General features: G+C 68.3%; 19 protein-coding genes. 12 read left to right on the forward strand and 7 right to left on the reverse strand.

The features are described from left to right. Nucleotides 1–20: 20 nt before the first annotated feature. Together OG595_RS13190 and OG595_RS13195 are read left to right on the forward strand one after the other, a co-directional pair. Complete coding sequence (locus OG595_RS13190) at nt 21–5,549, forward strand: WD40 repeat domain-containing protein (RefSeq protein ID WP_329271424.1); 5,529 nt, start codon at nt 21–23, stop codon at nt 5,547–5,549. A gap of 27 nt (nt 5,550–5,576) precedes the next feature. Next, nucleotides 5,577–6,065, forward strand: a complete 489-nt coding sequence (locus tag OG595_RS13195) for a deoxycytidylate deaminase (protein WP_329271426.1) — start codon at nt 5,577–5,579, stop codon at nt 6,063–6,065. 6 nt (nt 6,066–6,071) lie between these two features. Here the strand turns inward: OG595_RS13195 and OG595_RS13200 are convergent, their stop codons facing one another. Together OG595_RS13200 and ychF are read right to left on the reverse strand one after the other, a co-directional pair. After that, nucleotides 6,072–6,920: a hypothetical protein gene (locus OG595_RS13200; protein WP_329271428.1), complete on the reverse strand. Its 849-nt coding sequence runs from the start codon at nt 6,918–6,920 to the stop codon at nt 6,072–6,074. 258 nt (nt 6,921–7,178) lie between these two features. Further along, complete coding sequence (gene ychF, locus OG595_RS13205; RefSeq protein WP_329271431.1) at nt 7,179–8,267, reverse strand: redox-regulated ATPase YchF; 1,089 nt, start codon at nt 8,265–8,267, stop codon at nt 7,179–7,181. A 208-nt stretch (nt 8,268–8,475) separates the two neighbouring features. Between ychF and OG595_RS13210 the strand changes: the two genes are divergently transcribed. After that, nucleotides 8,476–9,045, forward strand: a complete 570-nt coding sequence (locus OG595_RS13210; RefSeq protein ID WP_329271433.1) for a DUF6542 domain-containing protein — start codon at nt 8,476–8,478, stop codon at nt 9,043–9,045. Between the two features lie 120 nt (nt 9,046–9,165). Here the strand turns inward: OG595_RS13210 and ppgK are convergent, their stop codons facing one another. Further along, nucleotides 9,166–9,912 (reverse strand): polyphosphate--glucose phosphotransferase, encoded by a 747-nt coding sequence (gene ppgK, locus OG595_RS13215; RefSeq protein WP_329271435.1) that lies wholly within the window; start codon nt 9,910–9,912, stop codon nt 9,166–9,168. A 29-nt stretch (nt 9,913–9,941) separates the two neighbouring features. Next, nucleotides 9,942–10,970, reverse strand: coding sequence for a 4-hydroxy-3-methylbut-2-enyl diphosphate reductase (locus tag OG595_RS13220; RefSeq protein ID WP_329271437.1), 1,029 nt, complete (start codon nt 10,968–10,970; stop codon nt 9,942–9,944). A gap of 190 nt (nt 10,971–11,160) precedes the next feature. Here OG595_RS13220 and xseA point away from each other — a divergent pair, with 190 nt between their 5' ends. The 3 genes from xseA to OG595_RS13235 all read left to right on the forward strand — a co-directional run bounded on the left by xseA (nt 11,161) and on the right by OG595_RS13235 (nt 13,372). Beyond that, nucleotides 11,161–12,369: an exodeoxyribonuclease VII large subunit gene (gene xseA, locus OG595_RS13225; RefSeq protein WP_329271439.1), complete on the forward strand. Its 1,209-nt coding sequence runs from the start codon at nt 11,161–11,163 to the stop codon at nt 12,367–12,369. Nucleotides 12,370–12,378: 9 nt separating this feature from the next. Beyond that, nucleotides 12,379–12,630, forward strand: coding sequence for an exodeoxyribonuclease VII small subunit (locus tag OG595_RS13230; RefSeq protein WP_329271440.1), 252 nt, complete (start codon nt 12,379–12,381; stop codon nt 12,628–12,630). Nucleotides 12,631–12,781: 151 nt separating this feature from the next. Continuing rightward, nucleotides 12,782–13,372, forward strand: coding sequence for a malonic semialdehyde reductase (locus OG595_RS13235; protein WP_329271442.1), 591 nt, complete (start codon nt 12,782–12,784; stop codon nt 13,370–13,372). 93 nt (nt 13,373–13,465) lie between these two features. Here OG595_RS13235 and OG595_RS13240 read toward each other — a convergent pair whose 3' ends face one another. Beyond that, nucleotides 13,466–13,996, reverse strand: coding sequence for a DUF4245 domain-containing protein (locus OG595_RS13240; RefSeq protein WP_443073023.1), 531 nt, complete (start codon nt 13,994–13,996; stop codon nt 13,466–13,468). 128 nt (nt 13,997–14,124) lie between these two features. Between OG595_RS13240 and glpX the strand changes: the two genes are divergently transcribed. Beyond that, nucleotides 14,125–15,159 (forward strand): class II fructose-bisphosphatase, encoded by a 1,035-nt coding sequence (gene glpX, locus OG595_RS13245; RefSeq protein WP_329271447.1) that lies wholly within the window; start codon nt 14,125–14,127, stop codon nt 15,157–15,159. A gap of 232 nt (nt 15,160–15,391) precedes the next feature. Here the strand turns inward: glpX and OG595_RS13250 are convergent, their stop codons facing one another. Together OG595_RS13250 and OG595_RS13255 are read right to left on the reverse strand one after the other, a co-directional pair. After that, nucleotides 15,392–15,763 (reverse strand): WhiB family transcriptional regulator, encoded by a 372-nt coding sequence (locus OG595_RS13250; RefSeq protein WP_164408180.1) that lies wholly within the window; start codon nt 15,761–15,763, stop codon nt 15,392–15,394. A 288-nt stretch (nt 15,764–16,051) separates the two neighbouring features. Next, nucleotides 16,052–16,750, reverse strand: a complete 699-nt coding sequence (locus tag OG595_RS13255) for a DUF1707 SHOCT-like domain-containing protein (protein ID WP_329271452.1) — start codon at nt 16,748–16,750, stop codon at nt 16,052–16,054. Between the two features lie 213 nt (nt 16,751–16,963). Here OG595_RS13255 and OG595_RS13260 point away from each other — a divergent pair, with 213 nt between their 5' ends. The 5 genes from OG595_RS13260 to OG595_RS13280 all read left to right on the forward strand — a co-directional run bounded on the left by OG595_RS13260 (nt 16,964) and on the right by OG595_RS13280 (nt 24,506). Continuing rightward, a complete protein-coding gene (locus OG595_RS13260) occupies nt 16,964–18,631 on the forward strand; it encodes a fumarate hydratase (RefSeq protein ID WP_329271454.1) in 1,668 nt (555 codons plus the stop codon). 98 nt (nt 18,632–18,729) lie between these two features. Continuing rightward, entirely contained in the window at nt 18,730–19,704 is a 975-nt protein-coding gene (locus OG595_RS13265) for a hypothetical protein (protein ID WP_329271458.1), read from the forward strand. A gap of 54 nt (nt 19,705–19,758) precedes the next feature. Continuing rightward, complete coding sequence (locus tag OG595_RS13270; RefSeq protein WP_329271460.1) at nt 19,759–21,144, forward strand: class II fumarate hydratase; 1,386 nt, start codon at nt 19,759–19,761, stop codon at nt 21,142–21,144. Between the two features lie 73 nt (nt 21,145–21,217). Next, complete coding sequence (gene fomD / locus OG595_RS13275; protein ID WP_329271462.1) at nt 21,218–21,910, forward strand: cytidylyl-2-hydroxypropylphosphonate hydrolase; 693 nt, start codon at nt 21,218–21,220, stop codon at nt 21,908–21,910. 565 nt (nt 21,911–22,475) lie between these two features. Continuing rightward, nucleotides 22,476–24,506 carry a SpoIIE family protein phosphatase gene (locus OG595_RS13280; protein WP_443073336.1) on the forward strand — a complete coding sequence of 677 codons (2,031 nt, stop codon included), beginning with the start codon at nt 22,476–22,478 and terminating at the stop codon, nt 24,504–24,506. The last annotated feature ends 71 nt before the right edge of the window (nt 24,507–24,577 follow it).

Raw genomic sequence — 24,577 nt, forward strand, 5'->3', positions numbered from 1 at the left:
CGACAATCGGCGTGTTTCCTGTGGCCATCGGAAAATACAGCGATCCCCACCTCCCCGACTTGGATGCGGAACCCCAGGTTGGGCACCTTTACGACCTGCTCGCGGCCTTCAACGTCGCGCAGCACCCATGGGCGACCCCAGCGAGTGAGCGCGGAGCGGGAGCCGTGGAGCGCCGACTGCGTCAGTGGGCGGATGCTGGTGGCGAGCCACAGGCGCCGGCGAACACCGTGCTGTACTGGGTCGGTCACGGTTGGTCCGACGGGTTGAACGCGGCCCTGGCGCATGCCGACAGCCCAGCGCGGACAGGAGAGGCCGGCGTCACTCCCGAACACCTGGCGGATGCCATCCGTACCCGCCAGGCACTGGCTCTGCTCCGTGCGGGCGACGAGGGAGTTCAGGGCTGGACGATGGTCGTCGTGGACACGTGCAGGTCGCGGCGCTTCGTCGAGCGGCTCGCGTCTGTCCTCAACGCGCACAACCCGCCTCGCCGCGTCCTGCTCATGGGGGTTTCAGGTGAGGGCGCTACGACGCTGGGCCGGTTCACGGCCGCCCTGCGTGCCGCACTGAGCACGACTTACAGGGCTGACGCGGAGATTTCTCTCATCGACCTCGTGAACCAGTTCCACCGGTTGCTGCCCGACTGCGCGATCACCGTTCTGGGTGACATGACCGATGCCGTACTGACTCCTGTGATGCCACCCGTAGGGTCGTGGATGTCGGCGCCGCTCGACGAGATCAGACATCTGGAAGATGTCATCGACGACCTGTCCCCTGACGAACGCCGTCATTTCCTGGCCAAGGCACAAGGCGCGGAGCACGGCGAGATTTCCTGGTTTTTCGAAGGCCGTGAGCAGCAGATCGCCCAGATCGACAGCTGGCTGCGCCAGTCAGTCACGGGCATGCTGGTTGTCACCGGACGGGCGGGGTCGGGCAAGTCCGCGTTGCTGGGCAATGTGGTCGTGCATGCCCTGCCCGAACTTCGTTCCGCCCTGGCTCGGCGGGGCCTCATAAGCGCCCACGAACACGACGGCATCGCAACCGACCCCGTATTCGATGCAGTTATTCACCTCAGTGGTCTGTCCCTGTCCCAGGCCACCGCAAGGATCGCGACCGCGGCCGGCCTTGGCCCCTTGCCCTCCCAGATTCGCGAGGACGCCGGACTCGCCACTGACCTCGACTGGCTCATTGACGGACTGACGCGACGCCACAAGCCGTTCACCGTGCTGACCGACGCCCTGGACGAGGCCGTGGATCCGCTCGATACCGCCCGGTCGCTGCTGGCTCGGCTGACCTCTGTGCCCCTGGTGCGGGTCCTGGTCGGAACGCGGGCCTCGACCAACGAACTTCCGGACGTGCCGGCTCGCGATGAGAACGTGCTGGACGCACTGAGTTCATTCACGGATGCCATCGAATACGTTCGGGTCACCTGGGAGGCAGAGGCAATCCACCGGTATGTGGTCCGCCGACTGAGAACGGCCCGTGACCACGGTTCCAGAGGCGTAACGGCTGCCAACAGGGGCATCATCGATGGCTGGCAGGACGAAGACATAGAACGCGTGGCCGACACCATCGCGCGAAGGGACCGAGAGTTCCTCTACGCGCGATTGGCGGTGTACGAGATCCTGGAGGACCCGCGGCTGCTCACACCCGGGCGGGCCTGGTCGCTGGACCTGCTTCTCGCCGGCGATCACAACGACTTGTTCGGCAAAGCCATCGGCAGGCTGGCTCAGACGAACGACCGTCATCCTCTTCTGCTCCGAGCGCTGGCACTGGGCCATGGGCGCGGCGTTCCGGAATCCGACGGCGTCTGGGCGGCTCTCGCGGCATCGGTCGGTCCGAGCACGATGCGGGTGGACTGGTCCCAGGGTGCGCCCTCGGACAGCGTGCATTCGGACATTGCCTGGGCCGAAGTGATGGGCGAGTTACTCGAACGGGCCGCAGCCTATGTGGTCATCGACACCACGGGAGTCGAGGGAACGCAGGCACGAGCGGAGCATGGCGGGGAAACGGTCTACAGGCTGGCGCACCGCACCTTCATCGAGTACTTCCTGGCTCGCGATCCCGAGCAGGCGGTGCGGGACCGGCACAACGCCGCCCGAGCACTCCTCTCGATCGCGGCGGGTTCGAAGGCGCCGGCCATGCCCGCCTATCTGGCCCGTCACCTCTCGGGCCACGTCGCCGAAGCCGACCTCTGGGAACAACTGGCGGAACTCCCTTCGGTTCTCGACCGTCTTCAGCCGCGTGCGATCACGGCAGACGCCTTGCGTACCTTGTTCGGACGCAAGGCGGTGCCTCCCCCAGTGGCAGGTGTCATCGGAGCCTGCGAAGTGCTGGAGAAGGCCCATCCCGGCGATCGGCCGGGGTTGCGGCAACTGTCCATGGCCAAGTACAGCGGCCGGCAGATCGCGGAGGAATCCACGGGCGGCTGGGGGATTGCCTCCGCGCGCATTGGCCATATGACCGTGCACGCGCAGCTCAGCGGGCACTCCGCACCCGTAAATCGCGTACGCGGCCTTTCCTTGTTCGATGGCCGCAGCACACTCGCCTCAGCCGGTGACGACGGCACCATCCGGCTCTGGGACGCGGAGCACGCCACTCCGATCGGGCCTCCCATGCATGGCCATCACGGCACCATTGAGGATATTTGCGCCTTTCTCGGGCCGAACGATCGCACGCTCCTCGCCAGCGCGGGCGGTGACCGAACAGTGCGAATCTGGGACCTTTCGACAGGTCGCCAGGTAGGCGGGCCGCTCACTGGTCATCGAGGCCGCGTCTGGGGTGTTTGCCCTCTTCCTGGATGGGATGCCGACGGAAATCCGGACGACCGGAACCTGATCGCGGCGGCAGACGACGGCACGGTTCGGGTGTGGGACCCGATGAGCGGAGAATTACGGGGCGCTCCGTTGACCGGCCACACAGGTGGCGTCTGGTCGCTGTGCACCCTCCCGGGCCGGGGATTTGACGGGTTCCCCGAACGGACCACGTTACTGGCGACCGGCGGCCAGGACGGAACCGTACGGATCTGGGACCCGGGTTCCGGCAGTCAGGTGGGCGAACAGATCATCGCGAACTCCGGCGGGATACGGAGCATGTGCGCGCTGCCCGGGTGGGCACCCGACGGGCGCTCCATACTGGCCACCGCGGGTGACGACGGAATGACTCACCTGTGGGACCCGGTGGACGGTCGCCGGATCGGTGTTCCCCTGGAGGGCCATGTCGGCCGTGTCTGGGGAGTCTGCGCAGTAACCAACGAAAACGCCGAGGGCATTCCAGAACGCACACTCCTCGCCACGACAGGCCAGGACGGTTCGATCCGGCTGTGGGATCCCGTCGCGGGGCGCCAAATCGGGCCATCGCTCGCCGGGCACGACGGACGCGTCATGGGTGTCTGTGCCGTTCCGCGACTACAGACCTCCCGCGGGCGTTCCCTGTTGGCCAGCGCCGGGCAGGACGGAACGGTACGGATCTGGGATCCGGCGGTCTCCGAGGACAGAGAAACCGATCCTTTCGCCGACCGGGCCGTTCGCGTACGCGCGGTGAGCCCGCTGAACCGAGGGCTGGGCAAGTCCACCCTGGTGGCGAACGCTGCCGATGACGGAACCGTCCGCATCTGGGACCCCGCCCTTGGCTGCCAGATCGGCCGCACCCTCGGAGGCCACCGAGGCGCCGTACTGGGCATTTGCACGCTCCCTATTCCGAATCAGCACCACGGGACCGACCCCGGGACGTTCCGACTTGCCACTGCGGGCCGGGACGGCACTGTGCGGATCTGGGATCCGGTCGTCGGCCGCCAGTCGGGTCCACCACTGACCGGCCACGAAGGCCGCGTCTGGGGTATATGCACCCTTCCCGGGTGGGGGTCCGACGGGACCTCGGACGGAAGTACGTTGCTCGCGACCACCGGGCAGGACGGCACTGTGCGGATCTGGGATCCGGTCGCCGGCCGCCAGTCGGGTCCACCACTGACCGGCCACGAAGGCCGGGTCCGGGGTATATGCACCCTTCCCGGGTGGGGGTCCGACGGGACCTCGGACGGAAGTACGTTGCTCGCGACCACCGGGCAGGACGGCACTGTGCGGATCTGGGATCCGGTCGCCGGCCGCCAGTCGGGTCCACCACTGACCGGCCACGAAGGCCGGGCGCTCGGGATCTGCTGCTTCCCCGCGCGTGACGCGGCAAGCGGCCTGCTGCTGGCCAGCACCGGAGAGGACGGCACCGTACGTGTCTGGGATCCGGTGACAGGCCATCAACTGGGACTCCCGCTCGTGGGACACACGGGCGGCGTATGGGCGGTTTGCGCGTTCCCGGCGCCCGCAGATGGCAAGTCGACCGGGTACTCCACAGCGGCTCCCATGCTGCTGGCCACAGCCGGGGAGGACGGGACGGTGCGGGTTTGGGACCCGATAGCCGGCCGTCAGCTCGGGGCCCCCTTCAACGGTCACGCCGGCGCCGTGTTCGATGTGCGCGTCGTACCGGGGTCGGACGCCACTGGTCATCCGGACGGGCATGCCCTCCTCGCCACAGCCGGCGAGGACGGCACGGTCCGAGTCTGGGACCCCTGGACGGAACGACTCGTGGGTGAAGCATTCCTGCCGTCTTCCAGGACGGTTCGAGCACTGGCGCCGATGGAGGTGAGCGACACCCAGTGCGTTGTCCTCACCAGCAACGGTGCGCTGTCGACCTGGGATGCCGCCACTACCGCCCTGGAGCCGATCCGGATGAGGGCGGGGGTCTCCGCCGTGGCCTCACTCGGGGAACATGGCCACGGGACTCTGGCTGTCTGCCACACCAACGGGCTTGTGCAGTTGATGGACCGACACGGCAGCCCTACCGCAGCCGACTCCCTTCTGATCGACGGTGATTCGGCCCTGACAGTGGGGCATCTGCCTGCACCGGGAGGTGGTCGAGGTCACTTCGTCGAAGCCGGATCGGCCGGGTTCATCACCGAGTTCACCTTTGACAAAGGTATTCGCCACACGTTTCGGGCGCACCATGCTCCCATCAGGGATCTGCGCCTTGTGGAACCGTCCGGCGGGCAGCCGGCGCTATTGGCCTCCGCGGGCAACGACGGAACCATTCACATATGGGACGCCACGACGTGGGTCCGTCGTGCGCGTCTCCTCCCCGGGCACAAAGGATGGGTATGGTCCCTTGCCCTCCTACCCGGAGGCACAGCACACGCACCGACGCTGGTCTCGGCAGGCTCCGACGGTGTCATCCGCGTCTGGGACCCGTATGCGGGCAGCCAGGTCGGATCGGATTTGCTCGGGCATGACGACCAGGTCAGAGCTCTCGTGGTGGCAACCTCCCCCGACGGCTCCATGCTTCTGGTATCGGGCGGCCACGACGGCACAGTGCGCCTCTGGTGCCCGTTCACCGGCTCCCTGATACGGACGATTCCCCTGGGTGCTCCTGTGCACGCCCTGCTCCAGCAACCGGCTCGGGAGGCCGACCTTCGGCGGACGACCGACGGAGCCACCATCACGGTCGGCCTTCAGACCGGAATTCTCCTCCTCGACATACATGGCTCGCTTTTTTGTTCAGAGTGAAAACCTAGCGAAACGGCTGTGATAATTATGCAGACCAGGCCCGAATGGGACGAATACTTCATGTCGATCGTCGAGGCCGTGAGCCTGAGGGCAACGTGCAATCGCGGGAAATGCGCCTGCGTAGTCGTTCGCGATCAACGGATCATTTCGACCGGGTACGTGGGCACACCGCCCGGGGTCGACCATTGCGACGAAGTGGGTCATCTCGTGCGTAAGATGATTTCCGATGACGGGCGCGCACGGTCTCATTGTGTACGCACCATTCACGCAGAGCAGAACGCGATCGCGCAGGCTGCCCGATACGGTCAAACACTGGGAAGCTCGACGTTCTACTGCACGATGGAGCCATGTCGAGCGTGCGCAATGCTCGTGATCGCCGTAGGAGCCGAGCGCGTGGTCGCCGCCTACAGATACCAGGCGGGCGAGGACACGCGAGAGCTCCTGAAGCAGGCTGGAATCGCTCTTGTCGTACTGAACGACGAAGTCATGGAATATGACTCCATGGAACAGGTGTAGGAATCCTCAGCGCCCGCTCGAAACGCGCGGCGGGTAGGAGCTGTATAAGTTCCTGATCAGCTCCATCTTTTCAGCCATTACAGCTGCATTCATCGTGCCCGCCAGCCGCACGTCACTGTGTATGTCGACGAATTCATATGGCACGACGCCCCCAGAGGCCCGGGTTTCCTGGACATATTGACGCACTCTCCGCATGAAGGGGAGAACCACACCGGCCAGTATTGCTGCCTCCTCCCGCCTCGGCGGCCGGGTTACGGTCGCCTGAGATATGTGCGTCCTGGACATCTCCAATATCGAGAGAGCCAGTCCACTGGTTTCCGCTTCAGTCAACTGGGTGACTTCAGGGAAGACCGCCGCCACCATCAGCGTCAGCTGGAAAACATACCGGCGAGCAGACTCACTGATGTCGAACGCTCTCATTTCCGTCAAGGTGCCATTTAATACCACATCGGGACAGGCAACGACATAGCGAGAGTATATTTCGAGTATCGACTGCTTCCGTTTGAGCACCTGGAAATGCAGGAGTCGATTCTTGGCAACGTCGCGATCAAGCCGCCCGGTCGGGTGCACCAAAAACCCGATACTTTCGCAGAAGTTCGGCGCATCGCCCTGCAAGCACAGCATGAACTTTTCGAATATTTCCTCACCCTTCATCTGCGGTTCCGAAACGTAGACGTAGTACCGTCGCAGATCCCGGGCAAGGAAAGATGCATCAGAAAGGAGCTCGAAACCGAAAGGGCAGATGCCGGAGGCCTGGGGCGATATGTGCGAGATCGTGGAGGTGATGTAGGTGCGCCACTTCGACAACCAAAAGGATCCTTGCTGATCGGTGAATTCATGGACAAGTCCAGCCATTGAGTCCTCCATTCGGAAAATTCCAGCATCGAGGGTCACTCGTTCAGCCACTTGCCGAAGAATTCTGCGCAGATTCGACGGCCACATATTTACGACTCGGTACTAATGTCCCAGCTCCGCCTGAATTCGTCCAGCACGCGGGCGCACCCGGACCGATCCCGACCGGCACGAGAACGGCGAAGGGGCCGAGCTCATGAGAAAGCCCGGCCCCGAATCCGCACACCCAACGAATCGAATCAACGCAAGGTAATCGATCGGTCACACGTTGAAGCGGAACTCCACCACATCCCCGTCCTGCATCACATACTCCTTGCCCTCCATACGGGCCTTGCCCTTGGCGCGGGCCTCGGCCACCGAGCCCGTTTCGACCAGGTCGTCGAAGGAGATGACCTCCGCCTTGATGAAGCCCTTCTGGAAGTCGGTGTGGATGACTCCGGCGGCCTCGGGGGCGGTGGCGCCCTTCTTGATGGTCCAGGCGCGGGATTCCTTGGGGCCGGCCGTCAGGTAGGTCTGGAGGCCCAGGGTGTCGAAGCCGACCCGGGCCAGGGTCGCCATGCCGGGCTCCTCGACGCCGACCGACTCCAGGAGTTCCATCGCCTCCTCCTCGTCGAGCTCGGCGAGGTCCGCCTCCAGCTTGGCGTTGAGGAAGATCGCCTCGGCGGGGGCGACCAGGGCGCGCTGCTCGGCCTTGAAGTCCTCGTCGACCAGTTCGTCCTCGTCGACGTTGAAGACGTAGAGGAACGGCTTGGTGGTGAGGAGGTGCAGGTCGTGGAGGAGTTCCTCGTTGCCTGAGCCCTGGACGATGCCCTGCGAGAAGAGCGTGTCGCCCTTCTCCAGGATCTCCTTCGCCGCCTCGACCGCGGCGACCTTCGGTCCGATGTCCTTCTTGATGCGCGACTCCCGCTGGAGGCGCGGCAGGACCTTCTCGATCGTCTGGAGGTCCGCGAGGATCAGCTCGGTGTTGATCGTCTCGATGTCGTCCTTCGGCGAGACCTTGCCGTCGACGTGTACGACGTTCTCGTCCTGGAAGGCGCGGATGACCTGGCAGATCGCGTCGGACTCACGGATGTTCGCGAGGAACTTGTTGCCCAGGCCCTCGCCCTCCGAGGCGCCCTTCACGATGCCCGCGATGTCGACGAAGTCGACGGTCGCCGGAAGGATCTTCTGGGAGGAGAAGATCTCGGCCAGTTTCGTCAGGCGCGCGTCCGGGACGCCGACCACGCCGACGTTCGGCTCGATCGTGGCGAACGGGTAGTTGGCCGCCAGCACGTCGTTCTTGGTCAGGGCGTTGAACATGGTCGACTTGCCGACATTCGGCAGACCGACGATTCCGATCGTGAGCGACACGTTGCGACTTCCCGTACGAGAGGAGGGTGAGGGGGTGGAGACGATCCCTCAGTCTAAGGGCTGTCGTAGCCCCCGCCCGGCGGCGTATCGAACGCTTGGCCAGGGTCGGTCCGTCGGCGTGTCCTGGGTGCTTGTCGGGCGTGGGTTCGGTATCCGTTCGGCGTGTCTGAGGGGCTGTTCCCTGTACAGGCCGACCTAGGTTGGTCCAGTGGAGCAACACAGGACCCGACACCGTCCCCCGCACTCCGGCCCCGCCCGGCCCGGCCGCGGCGCCTCGCCGGACCCGCGCGGCGGCCGTGCCGCAGGGCAGGCGGCGGCCGGATCCCGGCGCCCCCCGGCCGCCGCCCGGCGGTCCGCCCCGCCGTTGGTGCAGGCTCTGCGGCGGATGCCCGATCCCCGGCTCACCGGTCTCGGCGGCGGGCTGTTCTGCGCCGCGGTGATGTTCGCGCTCGGCTGTCTCGACCGGTTGCTGTTCGGGGCGTCCCTGACGGCGTACGGAGTGCTGTTCCTGCCGGTGTGCGTGCTCACCGCGGTCTGGGTGCGGGGCGCGGACCTGGTGACCGCGCCCGTCGTCGTACCCATCGCCTTCACCGTGGGCCTGCTGCCCGTGGCCGACGGGGACGGCGGGATCTTCTCCCACCTCATGGGCATCGTCACGGCGCTGGCCACCGAGGCCGGGTGGCTGTACGGGGGGACGCTGGTCGCCGGCCTCATCGCGACCGTCCGGAAGGTGCGCCTGATGAACCGGCGGCCGGGGCGGGCCCGTATGCCCGTGTGAGGTGCCGGGGCGATGGTTGCCCCGGCTGGTGGTGGTCCCCTGGCCGCCCGTCCCGCGTCTCGGCGCCGCTCCCCGCCCGGTCACGCCGGACAGGTCACGACGCCCTGTCACGACGCCCGGTCACGCCTCCTTGGACGCCCGCATCGCCGCGCCCACGATCCCCGCGTTGTTCTGCAGCTGAGCCGGGACGAGTTCCGCCTTGATGCCCTCGATCAGCGGCAGGAACTTCTGGGACTTGCGGCTGACACCGCCGCCGATGATGAACAACTCGGGGGAGAACAGCATCTCCACATGGGCCAGGTACTTCTGGACGCGGTGGGCCCAGTGCTCCCACGTCAGCTCGTTGTCGTCCTTGGCCTTGGTGGACGCCCGGGTCTCCGCGTCGTGCCCGTGCAGTTCCAGGTGGCCCAGTTCCGTGTTGGGGACCAGCGCGCCCTCGACGAAGAGGGCGCTGCCGATGCCCGTGCCGAAGGTGAGGAGGGCGACCGTGCCTCTGCGGTCGCGGCCGGCGCCGAACTGCATCTCGGCGACGCCCGCCGCGTCCGCGTCGTTCAGCACGGTCACCGGGAGGCCGCCCAGGCGGTCGCTCAGCAACGCGCGCGCGTCCGTGTCGATCCAGTTCTTGTCGACGTTCGCCGCCGTACGGATCGTCGAGCCGCCGGTGACCACGCCCGGGAAGGTGATGCCGACCGGGCCCGTCCAGCCGAAGTGGTCGACGACCTCCTTCACGCCGTCCGCCACCGCGTCGGGTGTGGCCGGTTGCGGGGTGAGCACCTTGAAGCGCTCCTCCGCGAGGTCGCCCCTGTCCAGGTCCACAGGGGCGCCCTTGATCCCTGACCCGCCGATGTCCACGCCGAAGATGTGCATGGCTCTACGTTACGGCGTAGGACAGACAGTCACTCGCCCGAGGGGGTCTCGGCGGTCGTGGCACCCGTGCGCCGGCCCACCAGCTCCGCCGCCTCCGCGCGCAGGTCGCGGCGCAGTTCCTTCGGCAGCGAGAACGTGATGGACTCCTCGGCCGCCTTGACGAGTTCCACGTCCTCGAAGCCGCGCTGCGACAGGTACTCCAGGACCTGCTCGACCAGGATCTCGGGGACCGAGGCGCCCGAGGTGACGCCGACCGTCGACACGCCGTCCAGCCACGCCTCGTCGATCTCGTCGGCGAAGTCCACGAGGTACGCCTCGCGGGAGCCGGCGAGCTTCGCGACCTCGACGAGCCGGACCGAGTTCGAGGAGTTCTTGGAGCCGACGACGATCACCAGCTCCGCCTCCTCGCCCATCTGCTTCACGGCGAGCTGACGGTTCTGGGTGGCGTAGCAGATGTCGTCGCTGGGCGGGGAGATCAGCTGCGGGAACTTCTCCTTGAGGGCGTCGACGGTCTCCATCGTCTCGTCCACGGAGAGGGTGGTCTGGGACAGCCAGACGACCCTCGACGGGTCGCGGACCTCGACCTTCGAGACGTCCTTCGGGCCGTCCACGAGGGTGATGTGGTCGGGGGCCTCGCCGGAGGTGCCGATGACCTCCTCGTGGCCCTCGTGACCGATCAGGAGGATGTCGTAGTCCTCCTTGGCGAAGCGGACGGCTTCCTTGTGGACCTTGGTGACGAGGGGGCAGGTCGCGTCGATGGTCGCGAGCCTGCCCGCGGCGGCCTCGTCGTGCACGACAGGGGCGACACCGTGCGCGGAGAACATGACGATGGACCCCTCGGGGACCTCCGCGGTGCGCTCGACGAAGATCGCGCCCTTCTTCTCCAGGGTCTGTACGACGTATTTGTTGTGCACGATCTCGTGCCGGACGTAGATGGGGGCCCCGTACTGTTCGAGGGCCTTCTCGACGGCGATCACGGCGCGGTCCACGCCCGCGCAGTAGCCCCGGGGGGCGGCGAGCAGGACACGGCGGCCAGGCGAAGCGGTCATGTGAACCATCGTAAGGCCGCGCTCGGTGCGGCAACGATTGTGAGGGGTTCGCCCCCGCCGCCCCTACCCGTCCCGTCCCGTCCCGTCCCCCCGGGGGCTGCGCCCCCAGCCCCCCATCGCGCTGAACACGCTCGTCCTCAAACGCCGGACGGGCTGGATGGTGCCCGGGGTTGTCAGTGGCGGCCGTTAGTCTCGCGGTATGGGTCTCAATACGTCCGCTGACGCTCCGCTGCCCGTCGGTGAGGTGTCGCGGCTCATCGGGGGGTGGATCGACCGGCTCGGTGCCATCTGGGTCGAGGGGCAGATCACCCAGTTGTCGCGGCGGCCCGGTGCCGGCGTGGTGTTCCTGACGTTGCGTGATCCCTCTCACGACATCTCCGTGGCCGTCACCTGCTACCGGCAGGTGTTCGACACCGTCGCCGACGTGGTGAGCGAGGGCGCCCGGGTCGTCGTACTCGCCAAGCCCGAGTGGTACGCGCCGCGGGGGCAGTTGTCGCTGCGGGCCACCGAGATACGGCCCGTGGGGGTCGGGGAACTGCTCGCCCGGCTGGAGCAGTTGAAGAAGGCCCTGGGCAACGAGGGGCTGTTCGCCGCCGAGCGGAAGAAGGCGCTGCCCTTTCTGCCCCATCTCGTCGGGCTGGTCTGCGGGCGGGCCTCGGCCGCCGAGCGGGACGTTCTGGAGAACGCCCGTCGCCGCTGGCCCGCCGTGCGCTTCGAGGTGCGCAACGTCGCCGTACAGGGCGTGCACGCCGTGCCGCAGGTCGTCCAGGCCGTGAAGGAGCTGGACGATCTCGACGAGGTGGATGTGATCGTGGTGGCCCGGGGCGGCGGGAGCGTGGAGGATCTGCTGCCCTTCTCCGACGAGCAGCTCGTCCGGGCGGTCGCCGCCTGCCGTACGCCGGTCGTCTCCGCCATCGGGCACGAGCCGGACCGTCCGCTCCTCGACTACGTGGCGGATCTGCGGGCCTCCACGCCCACCGACGCCGCCAAGAAGGTCGTACCGGACGTCGGCGAGGAGTACGAGCGGGTGCGGCTGCTGCTCGACCGGGCCCGGCGGTCCGTCCACACCCTCGTCGAGCGGGAGGAGCGCGGGCTCGCGCACGCGCTCGCCCGGCCCTCCATGGAGGATCCGCACCGGATGATCGACGAACGGGCCGACCATGTCGTCTCCCTTGTCGAACGGGCGCGGCGCACCCTCGGTCATCTCCTCGACCGCGCCGACTCGGAGCTGTCCCACACCCACGCGCGCGTGGTGGGCCTCTCGCCCGCGGCGACCCTGCGGCGCGGGTACGCGGTGCTCCAGCGGGCCGACGGACACGTGGTCCGGGATCCGGGCGAGGTGACGGCCGACGAGACGTTGCGGGCGCGGGTCGCCGAGGGTGAGTTCACTGTCCGAGTCGATGTCTAGGGTGGGCGCATGACCAGCAAAGTGAGTGAGTCGCTCGGCTATGAGCAGGCGCGGGACGAGCTGATCGACGTCGTACGGCGGCTGGAGGTGGGCGGGACGACGCTGGAGGAGTCCCTCGCCCTCTGGGAGCGCGGCGAGGAGCTGGCCAAGGTGTGCCGGCAGTGGCTGGAGGGGGCGCGCAAGCGGCTCGACGCGGCCCTGGCCGAGGAGCGGTCCGAGGAACCTTCCGAGGCGGGGAGCGACGACGACGGCGCGGAGTGACCTGCCCGCCGTTCGGTGCGTCCCGCCCCCTGTGAAGCGGATCACCATCGACCGCCTTTTGTTGAACCTTGAACTTTCACTTTGTACTGTCGACATCGTCAGCCGATCCCGCCGGATCCGACGTCCGACGCACGTCTACAGAAGGTTTGCCATGTCCCTCGTTCTTGACCCCGCCGCCCAGGACCTGCTGTTCCGCGAGGCCCGTACCGCGAACACCTTCACCGACGAGCCGGTGTCGGACGAGCAGGTCCAGGCGATCTACGACCTGGTCAAGTTCGGCCCCACGGCCTTCAACCAGAGCCCGCTGCGCATCACGCTGGTCCGCTCCGCCGAGGCCCGCGAGCGCCTTGTGCAGCACATGGCCGAGGGCAACCAGGCCAAGACCTCCACGGCGCCGCTGGTCGCGATCCTCTCCGCGGACAACGAGTTCCACGAGGAGCTGCCGGCCCTGCTCCCGGCCTTCCCCCAGGCCAAGGACCTCTTCTTCAGCGAGCGCTCCGCCCGTGAGAGTGCCGCCGGGCTGAACGCCGCTCTGCAGGCCGCGTACTTCATCATCGGCGTGCGTGCCGCGGGCCTCGCCGCCGGCCCGATGACCGGTGCCGACTTCGCGGGCATCCAGAAGGAGTTCCTGGACGACGACCACACCCCGCTGGTCGTCGTCAACATCGGCAACCCGGGCGCCGACGCCTGGTACCCGCGCTCCCCGCGTCTGGCGTACGACGAGGTCGTCACCACCGTCTGAGGTACACCGACGCGTTCATGGGTGAGGCCCCCGGCTCTGCCGGGGGCCTCACTCATTACTCGTGCCTGCCCGCCTGACTCGCAGACCGGTTTCCTACGTCGTCCTCAGGGCCTGGGCCATCTTCGTGAGGCGGTCGAACGACGCCGTGCCCGCCACCACCGTCGTGGAACCCTTCTCGCGCAGCACCAGCGCGTCGTACTTGTCGCCCTCGTACCGCGTCCACGTCGCGTCCCCTATGCGCTGGGTGACCTTCGTCTCCCGGGCGCTCTGGGTGGCTTCGCCGATGAAGACGGACGGCTTCTGAGCGGACTGCTCCACCGCCACGTACTCACCCTCGGAGTCGTGGAAGCCGAGGTGCCACTTGTCGAAGTCCTCGCCGGAGAAGCGCACCGACGTCGCCTTCCAGTCGGCCGACAGGCCCTCGGGCGCGGCCACCGGGTAGCTCGCGGCGCGGCGAGCCGTCAGCAGCTCGACGCGGTAGTCGACCCGTTTGAGGTCGGGAGCGGAGTCGTCGTGCGGAATGAAGAGATAGATCACTCCCGCCGCGAGACTGATGAGACCCAGGGAAAGAATCATGTCCCGGGCCGTCTTCTGCTTGCCGTTCTTGCCGTTCGAACCTGCCACGCTCCCCATCGTCGCAGGTGCACCCGCCCGCTCATCCGTGGGGCCCCCTGCTCATTTTGTCTGCCTAACGATAGAGTCGTGGCCAACACCCTCATCCGGCCGTCGCCGTATCAGAAAGGTGCGTCTCGATGACCGAGCATCATCATCTGCCGTCCGAACTCGAAGTCCCCTCCGAAGCTCCCGACCGCAACCTGGCCCTGGAACTCGTCCGCGTGACCGAGGCCGCAGCGATGGCCGCGGGCCGCTGGGTGGGCCGCGGTGACAAGAACGGTGCCGACGGTGCCGCGGTGCGCGCCATGCGGACCCTCGTCTCGACCGTCTCGATGAACGGCGTCGTCGTCATCGGTGAGGGTGAGAAGGACGAGGCGCCCATGCTCTTCAACGGGGAGCGCGTCGGCGACGGGACCGGGCCCGAGTGCGACATCGCCGTCGACCCGATCGACGGTACGACCCTCACCGCCAACGGCATGACGAACGCCATCGCCGTCCTCGCGGCGGCCGACCGCGGGTCGATGTTCGACCCGTCCGCAGTTTTCTACATGGACAAGCTGGTCACCGGGCCGGACGCCGCCGACTTCGTCGACATCAACGCGCCCGTCTCGGTGAACATCCGCCGGGTCGCCAAGGCCAAGCGGGTCACGCCCGAGGACGTCACCGTCGTCATCCTCGACCGGCCGCGCCACGTCGGCATCATCAAGGAGATCCGGGAGACCGGCGCCCGTATGAAGCTGATCTCCGACGGCGATGTCGCCGGTTCGATCCTCGCCCTGCGCGAGGGCACCGGCGTAGACCTGCTCCTGGGCATCGGCGGTACGCCCGAGGGCATCATCTCGGCCTGTGCAGTGAAGTGCCTCGGCGGCACCATCCAGGGCAAGCTGTGGCCGAAGGACGACGAGGAGCGGCAGCGGGCAGTGGACGCGGGGCACGACCTCGACCGCGTGCTCACGACCGACGACCTGGTCTCCGGGGAGAACGTGTTCTTCGTCGCGACCGGCATCACCGACGGTGAACTGCTGCGCGGGGTTCGTTATCGGTCGGAGACGGCGACGACCGAGTCGATCGTGATGCGGTCGAAGTCGGGGACGGTCCGGCAGATTTCGTCCGAGCACCGGCTGAGCAAGCTGAGGGCCTACAGCGCGATCGATTTCGATCGCGCCAAGTAACCCGCCAGGTAACCCGCCGAGCGACTTCGGTGTGGGGGACTTCGGGTCGTGGGTGGGTGCGGGTGCGTCGTGGCTTGTCGCGCAGTTCCCCGCGTCCCTGGGGCGCGGCGCCGGCGAGCAGCTTCCCGCAACCCCGCGCCTGTGGCCCTATGTTCAAGAGCCCATGCGTGAGAAGGGGGCGCCCTCTGTGCGGAGAGGGCGCCCTCTTCCATGACCAGCGTGACCGGGTCGGTCAGCCCGCCGCCGCTATCGTGCCGTGGGCGGCCTTCTTGAGCTCCATCTCGCGGCGGCGGCGCCTGGCCAGGACCACCCGGCGTTCGGCGGCGGTGAGGCCGCCCCAGACGCCGTACGGCTCGGGTTGCAGCAGCGCGTGTTCACGGCACTCGACCATGACCGGACAGCCACCGCACACCCGCTTGGCCGCCTGCTCCCGGGAGAGCCGGGCGGCGGTCGGTTCCTTCGAGGGGGCGAAGAAGAGACCCGCCTCGTCGCGCCGGCACACCGCCTCGGTGTGCCACGGGGCGTCCTGGTCCCTTTCCCGCACTGGCACCCGCTGGGGCGGAACGGCGGCGACCTGCAGGGACGAATGCGGCGGTTGCAGCACGGTCTACTCCTGACGACGGCTTCTTCGCGAGCTGGAGGGAGCCGTGGGGCCCACGTGGCCCGGGGCGACGGTCCCGGAGCGTCCGGAGCATGCGATCGCAAGTCGCTCGCTCGCCGGGCGTACCGGGTTCCGCGTGAAGCCCACGGCACCCTCCAAGAGACGATGCAGCAAGCCCTACCCGCTGTGCGCGCGCCTATGCACTGAGTTCCCGACCGCTGAGGTTCCAGGGCACTGCCGGGGCGTCGTGACCTGACCGAATCGCTTCGGGTGCGACCGAATTCACAACCGTCAATGATCCAGGTGTTTGCGCAAACTCCTGTCGACCTTGCGGGAGACGAGGTCGAGGATGTCCCCGATCACCTTGCCCCGCTTGGGTTTCGCCTCGACATTGCCGAGTATGGCCAGTCCGTCCACATAGACCACGGGTGCGTGGGGATCGCCCGAATCCAGCGTGCTCACCTCGAAGTTGCCGAGCACACCGCCGCCGGTGCCGCGCAACGAGACGTTCTCCGGGACGCGGATCTCGACGTTGCCGAAGACCGAGATCGCCTTGATCACGACCTGCTGGTACTCGAATATCGCCTCGCTGAGGTCGACCTCGACAGTGCCGAAGATCGCGTACGCGTGCATACGGCGTCCCGCGCGCCAGCGGCCCTTGCGGACCGCGGCGCTGAATACCGCCACCATGCTGTCGTCGGGGTCGAGCGGGATCGCGCCCGGGGTGGGGCGGTTGGGTGCGGGCGCGTATCCCCACGCGTCGGCCCGGGGCGCGTGGGACCGGTGACCGGCGGGCAGGTCCCGCACGAAGACCTCCAGTTCGCCGACCGTCTTGGCGCTCAGCACCCCCTCGACGCGCTCGGAGTGCTCGTCGGGCGTGAGGCGGCCCTCGGCCAGCGCCTCGCGCAGGAGGTCCGCGACGCGGTCACGGTCGGCGTCCGAGGCGCGGAGTTCGGACGCGCGCGGTTCGGTCTGCTTCTGAAGGTCCACGGCAGCAGCGTACCCAAACGCGATAGATCGCGACTAGGGGTGTGGACGAACATGACGAACAAGCGGACGGACGGGGGAGGTCCCCTCGTTCGAGCCGCCCCCTTCTCAACTGAGTCCTACCTAACAAGCTTCTCCGCGTCGGCAGGTCCTACGCTGGTGGGCGCCCGCCGATGAAGGCAGGCCGCTGTCTTCGTCGAGTGAGGAATGGGCGAGATGCCTGAGTTCGCGTACACGGATCTGCTCCCCATGGGAGAGGACACCACCCCGTACCGGCTGGTGACCTCCGAGGGTGTCTCCACCTTCGAGGCCGACGGGCGGACGTTCCTCAAGGTCGAGCCGGAGGCGCTGCGCAAGCTCGCCGCCGAGGCCATCCATGACATCCAGCACTATCTGCGGCCCGCCCACCTGGCGCAGCTGCGGCGGATCATCGACGACCCCGAGGCGTCGAACAACGACAAGTTCGTGGCACTGGACCTGCTGAAGAACGCCAACATCGCGGCTGCGGGCGTACTCCCCATGTGCCAGGACACCGGTACGGCGATCGTCATGGGCAAGCGCGGCCAGAACGTCCTCACGTCGGGCGGTGACGAGGCGGCCCTGTCCCAGGGCATCTACGACGCGTACCTGAACCTGAACCTGCGCTACTCGCAGATGGCTCCGCTCACCATGTGGGAGGAGAAGAACACCGGCTCCAACCTGCCGGCCCAGATCGAGCTGTACGCCACCGACGGGGGCGCCTACAAGTTCCTGTTCATGGCGAAGGGCGGCGGCTCGGCCAACAAGTCGTTCCTCTACCAGGAGACGAAGGCCGTCCTCAACGAGGCCTCCATGATGAAGTTCCTGGAGGAGAAGATCCGTTCGCTGGGTACGGCCGCCTGTCCGCCGTACCACCTGGCGATCGTGGTCGGCGGCACGAGTGCCGAGTACGCGCTCAAGACCGCCAAGTACGCCTCCGCGCACTACCTCGACGAGATCCCGGCCGAGGGGTCCGAGCTCGGTCACGGCTTCCGGGACAAGGAGCTGGAGGAGAAGGTCTTCGAGCTGACGCAGCGGATCGGGATCGGGGCGCAGTTCGGCGGCAAGTACTTCTGCCACGACGTGCGCGTGGTGCGGCTGCCGAGGCACGGCGCCTCGTGTCCCGTCGCCATCGCCGTGTCCTGCTCGGCCGACCGGCAGGCCGTCGCGAAGATCACGGCGGAGGGCGTCTTCCTGGAGCAGTTGGAGACCGACCCGGCGCGGTTCCTGCCCGAGACGACGGACGAGCATCTCGACGAGGCGTCGGACGTGGTCAGGATCGACCTCAACCAGCCGATGGACGACATCCTCGCCGAGCTGACCAAGTACCCGGTGAAGACGCGGCTGTCGCTGTCCGGCCCGCTGGTCGTGGCGCGTGACATCGCGCACGCCAAGATCAAGGAGCGGCTGGACGCGGGCGAGGAGATGCCGCAGTACCTGAAGGACCACCCGGTGTACTACGCGGGGCCGGCGAAGACGCCGGAGGGGTACGCGTCCGGCTCCTTCGGGCCGACGACGGCCGGTCGTATGGACTCGTACGTGGAGCAGTTCCAGGCGGCGGGTGGGTCGAAGGTGATGCTGGCCAAGGGGAACCGGTCGGCGCAGGTCACCAACGCGTGCGACGCGCACGGCGGCTTCTATCTCGGCTCGATCGGCGGCCCGGCGGCTCGGCTCGCCCAGGACTGCATCAAGAAGGTCGAGGTCGTCGAGTACGAGGAGCTCGGGATGGAGGCGGTGTGGAAGATCGAGGTGGAGGACTTCCCCGCGTTCATCGTCGTCGACGACAAGGGCAACGACTTCTTCAAGGATCCGGCACCGGCGCCTACGTTCACCTCCATCCCCGTGCGGGGGCCTGGGCTGGCGTAACCCGGCTCTTCCAAGGCGGGCCCACCTGCGGCGAGGTCCGTGACGTAGCATCAACTCCCTTTTCGTCACGGTCTCTCGAATTCTGGTGGGCCCGCCTCATGTCCGAAACCGACACACCGCCGCCCGAGCGGCAACCCGTGGCGTCGTCCTCCCTCGCGGACGATGTCATCGCCACCGTCGTGCCCGAGGCGGCCGGGCTGGAGCGGCGGGCCCGCAACCGGCGGATCGCCGTCAGCCTGGCCTGCGGGACGGTGCTCACGGTCCTGGCTGCCCTCGGGGCCAGGAGCGCCGACTGGTTGTTCGCCGAGCACGACGCACAGGTCGCGAGCGAGGCCGACGACAAGATCGATCATGCGGGTCCGGCGTTCACGGCCTCCGTGCGGGCGGACGCGTGGGACCCCAGCGACCCCGACGCGACTCTCTTCGACAAGCCGTTCTCCACCGAGGAAAAGCGCACGCTGCTCGGCATGGGCGTGGCGGACATCGACAACCTGTGGTCCTTCATGAAGGCCCGCCACGGGCGGGACGTCTTTTACGCGCCCCTCCGTCCCACTGCCATGAAGGGCTCCTCTCCCGCTTACTCGGAAGCCTGGCTGGTGGATCTTCTCAGCGACCGACAAGCCGGCCTCGTCGTCAACGACCTGCGTGTCAAGGGTCTGAGATGCACTCCGGCTCGGGCGGTCGCGGCCATCGACTTCGTGGGGCAGGGGGGCAGCGGCTACGAGGGCATGCTCTTCGACCTGACGCGCCCCGATCCCGTCGCGCTCGCCATCTCGGAGGAGAACCTCGGGAAGCCGTTCTTCGCCCACCGCAAGATCGACCTCGGCAACGGGGCGACCCCGGGCGGGCTGCGGATCGCGGTCACCTCCGGGACGCAGGACTGCACCTGGAAGTCGTTCGAGGCCACCTATGTCGATTCCGAGGGCACCCACACCCAGGAGATCACGAACAACGGCAAGGGCTTCACCGTCCACGGCATCGCCGAGCACAGCGAGCAGATGTTCGAGGTGAGCGTTATAGATCCCCTCGTGACCGAATGCACGGTCTCGGCCCAGGGCGACCCGGCCTGCTGAGGCGTTCGGCGCACGGGCCGGAACATCTGCGATGTCCCGATCGCTGTACCCGGCATGAGCGAATACCGCATCGAACACGACTCCATGGGCGACATCCGCGTCCCCGCCCACGCCAAATGGCGGGCCCAGACCCAGCGTGCCGTCGAGAACTTCCCCGTCTCCGGGCAACGTATCGAGCGGGCTCACATCGAGGCCCTCGCCCGGATCAAGGGCGCCGCCGCCAAGGTCAACGCTCAGCTCGGGGTCGTCGACAAGGACATCGCCGGGGCGATTCAGGAGGCCGCCGACCAGGTAGCCGCCGGGGACTGGGACGAGCACTTCCCGGTCGACGTCTTCCAGACCGGGTCCGGCACCTCCTCCAACATGAACGCCAACGAAGTCATCGCCACCCTTGCGAGTGAGCGGCTGGGCAGGGACGTACACCCCAACGACCACGTCAACGCCTCGCAGTCGTCCAACGACGTGTTCCCCTCCTCCATCCACATCGCCGCCACCGCCGCCGTCACCCGCGACCTGATCCCCGCCCTCGACCACCTCGCCGACGCGCTGACCCGCAAGTCCGAGGAGTTCGCCGACGTCGTGAAGTCGGGGCGTACGCATCTCATGGACGCCACGCCCGTGACCCTCGGGCAGGAGTTCGGGGGGTACGCCGCCCAGGTGCGGTACGGCGTGGAGCGGCTGCGTGCCTCCCTGCCCCGGCTCGCCGAGCTGCCCCTCGGGGGTACCGCCGTCGGGACCGGGATCAACACGCCTCCCGGGTTCTCCGCCGCCGTGATCGAGGAGGTCGCGCGCACCACCGGGCTGCCCCTGACCGAAGCCCGCGATCATTTCGAGGCACAGGGCGCGCGGGACGGGATCGTCGAGACGAGCGGGCAGCTGCGGACCATCGCCGTCGGGCTGACGAAGATCGCCAACGATCTGCGGTGGATGGCCTCCGGGCCGCGTACCGGGCTCGCCGAGATCAGCCTGCCCGATCTCCAGCCGGGGTCGTCCATCATGCCCGGCAAGGTCAACCCCGTGATTCCCGAGGCCGTGCTGATGGTCGCGGCGCAGGTCATCGGCAACGACGTCACCGTCACCACCGCCGGTGCGGCCGGGAACTTCGAGCTCAACGTCATGCTGCCCGTGATCGCCAAGAACGTGCTCGAATCCGTCCGGCTGCTCGCCAACGTCTCGCGGCTGCTTGCCGATCGGACCGTCGACGGGATCGTCGCCCATCGGGAGCGGGCCCGTGAGTACGCCGAGTCGTCGCCCTCCGTGGTCACGCCGCTCAACAAGTACATCGGGTACGAGGAGGCCGCCAAGGTGGCCAAGAAGGCACTCGCCGAGCAGAAGACGATTCGCCAAGTCGTCCTGGAATCGGGCTATGTGGAGCGCGGTGATCTCACCGTCGAGCAGCTTGACACGGCGCTTGATGTCCTGCGGATGACGCGCCCGTAACGTCATCCGGCCACTGGCGAGAACCGTGACGCGCACCGCAGCGTCGTATGCCCGGGGCACCTAATATCTCTCCATGACAGACGACGGAGCGGTGAGACAAGTGGAAGCGGGCGGATCGGCGGCGTACTGGTCTCCCGGAAGTCAGATCCTTTGGCGGTACCGCGAGAACTCCGGTGAGCGCTTCCACATCGCGCGTCCCGTCACCGTCGTGCGGGACGATCCCGAGGTGCTCGCCGTGTGGATGGCACCGGGTACCGAGTGCGTCAAGCCCGTGCTCGCCGACGGTACGCCCGTTCATGTGGAGCCGCTGGAGTCGCGGTACACCAAGCCCCGGACCGTGCTGCGCGACCGCTGGTTCGGTACCGGGGTGCTGAAGCTGGCGCGGCCCGCCGAGCCCTGGTCGGTGTGGCTTTTCTGGGAACCGGGCTGGCAGTTCAAGAACTGGTACGTGAACCTGGAGGAACCACTTGCCCGTTGGGCCGGCGGGGTCGACTCCGAGGACCACTTCCTCGACATCACCGTGAATCCCGACCGGACATGGGAATGGCGCGACGAGGACGAGTTCGCGCAGGCCCAGCAGGCCGGGCTGATGGACGCCCAACTCGCCGAACGGGTAAGGGAAGCGGGGCGTTCGGCGGTGGACGTCATCCATGCCTGGGGGGCGCCGTTCGCGGATGGCTGGCAGCACTGGCGCCCGGATCCGTCATGGGCTGTACCGTCACTGCCGGAGGACTGGGACCGTACGCCCGCGCACTTGTCGTCATGAGACCCTTGATGCGCCCCCGGTGCACAACCGTAGGATCGTCCTCCGCAAGGGCGCACGACCGTAACTGCCGGAACATGCGCCGGGCCTGACCATACGTCACCGAGGGGCGGCAGGACGTGAGCGAGGGGCACGAGGGCAGCACCGGGCCAGGCCGAACAGGGCTTGCCGGTGCACCAGGAACAACCTCTGACCACGCCGGTTTTCCGTTCCTGGGACACGTATTCCGGGTATCGGGAAGTCGGCGGGACCAACTGCGTGTACAGCGCGCAGCCCCGGACGGATGGATTCGACACGCGTGACGGAGCAACCCACCTCGCACGAGCACAGTCGGCCGGGCACCGGACGGCCGGACATCCCCGCGGACACCCGCGGGGCGCTTCTGCGTTCCCCGGAGGCGGCGGCTCAGCCTCTGCCGAAGCAGACGACAGGGCAGGGAGGGGCCGCCGGTGGGCTGGAGGCCGCCGCCCGCTCCGTGAAAGGCTCCGAGAGCCCCGAGACCGTCGGTGGCGCCGGTAGAGCCGCGCACGACGCGGGAACAGCGGGAACAGAGGCGGGAACAGGCGCGATGGCATCCAGCTCGGGTACTGGTACCGGTACGTCCGGCTCCACCGGCCCCAACCCCGCCGGTCCCCCGGTCTCCCCCGGGCCCGAGCACTCGCAGCCCGACCAGCCGTCCTCGACCGAGCCCGACGCGCACCGCCCGCGTCCGGCGCCGGACAGCATCCCGGTGCAGCCGGGCGCCGAGACGGCCCGCCCGGGCACGGAGAACCACGCGAGCGTGAACGGGCCCGCCGACGGCGACAGCGCCGCCCCGGCCGCGAGCGCCCTCGCGGGCAAGGAGCGGCGTTCCGGCCAGGGCAACCCCGCCGGCACTCCCCTGCCGATGCGGCGCGACGGCGACCGGCTGCGGTTCGTCGGCGCCGCCACCCGGCGTATCGCGCGGGGCATCGACCTCGACGAGATCGTGATGGGGCTGTGCCGGGCCACCGTGCCGACGTTCTCCGACACGATCCTGGTCTATCTGCGCGACCCGCTGCCGGTCGGCGACGAGCGGCCCACCGGCCCGCTGGTGCTGCGGCTGCGGCGCAGCGACCGCCTGCCGCAGGAGCGGGACACCGAGAACGGCTTCCTGGCCACCTCCGCCGTCCCCCAGCCGCCGCCCGAGCTGTCCCCGGTCAGCGCCGAGCTGTGCGAGGTGCGTCCCGGCGGCGCGCTCGCCGAGGTGCTGCGCGGCGTCCGGCCCGTCTTCGCGGACGCGCCCGCCGCCCGCGCGGCCCTGCCCGAACTGCTCGGCGAGGGCTGCGAACTGGACGTACCGGACGGACAGCGCGCGATCCTCGCCCCGCTGCGCGGCCGGCGGCGGGTCATCGGGGCCGCGCTGTTCCTGCGCCGCCCAGAGCGCATCCCGTTCGAGACGGACGACCTCCTCGTGGCCGCCCAGCTCGCCACCCACAGCGCCCTCGGCATCGACAAGGCGGTGCTGTACGGCCGCGAGGCCTACATCGCCGACGAGTTGCAGCGCACGATGCTGCCGGAGACCCTGCCGCGGCCCACGGGTGTGCGGCTGGCGTCCCGGTACCTGCCCGCCGCCGAGACCGCCCGCGTCGGCGGTGACTGGTACGACGCGATCCCGCTGCCCGGCAGCCGCGTCGCGCTCGTCGTCGGTGACGTCATGGGGCACTCCATGACCAGCGCGGCCATCATGGGCCAGCTGCGGACGACCGCGCAGACCCTCGCCGGGCTCGACCTGCCCCCGCAGGAGGTCCTGCACCACCTCGACGAGCAGGCCCAGCGGCTCGGCACCGACCGCATGGCGACCTGCCTCTACGCGGTCTACGACCCGGTGTCGCACCGGATCACCATCGCCAACGCCGGCCATCCGCCGCCCGTCCTGCTGCACCTGGGCGGCCGGGCCGAGGTGCTGAAGGTGCCGTCCGGCGCCCCCATCGGGGTCGGCGGTGTCGACTTCGAGGCAGTGGAGCTGGACGCGCCCGCCGGTGCCACCCTCTTCCTCTACACGGACGGGCTCGTCGAGTCCCGGCTGCGGGACGTGTGGACCGGCATAGAGCAGCTGCGCGAGAAGCTCGCCGCGACCGCCCAGCTGACCGGGCCGGACCATCCGCCGCCCCTCGAAGCGCTGTGCGACGAGGTCCTCGACATGCTCGGCCCGGGCGACCGGGACGACGACATCGCGCTGCTCGCCGCCCGCTTCGACGGCATCGCGCCGAGCGACGTCGCGTACTGGTATCTGGACCCGGAGGACGCGGCGCCCGGCCGGGCCCGTCGGCTCGCCCGGCGCGCGCTGTCCCGGTGGGGTCTGGAGGACCTGACGGACTCGGTGGAGCTGCTGGTCAGTGAGGTCGTGACGAACGCGGTGCGCTACGCGACGAAGCCGATCACCCTCCGGCTGCTGCGGACCGACGTACTGCGCTGCGAGGTCGGCGACGACGTGCCGCAGTTGCCGCGGCTGCGGCAGGCACGGGCAACGGACGAGGGCGGGCGGGGACTGTATCTCGTCAACCGGCTGGCCCGGCGCTGGGGTGCGACCCGGCTGAGCACGGGGAAGGTGGTCTGGTTCGAGCTGAACCGGACCTGAGCGGCAGCGGTCGCGACCTGTACGAGAGTGGGCTCCCGGTGATCACCGGGAGCCCACTCTCGTACGTACCG

The organism is Streptomyces sp. NBC_01451 (assembly GCF_036227485.1).
In the GTDB taxonomy this organism is placed as follows: domain Bacteria; phylum Actinomycetota; class Actinomycetes; order Streptomycetales; family Streptomycetaceae; genus Streptomyces.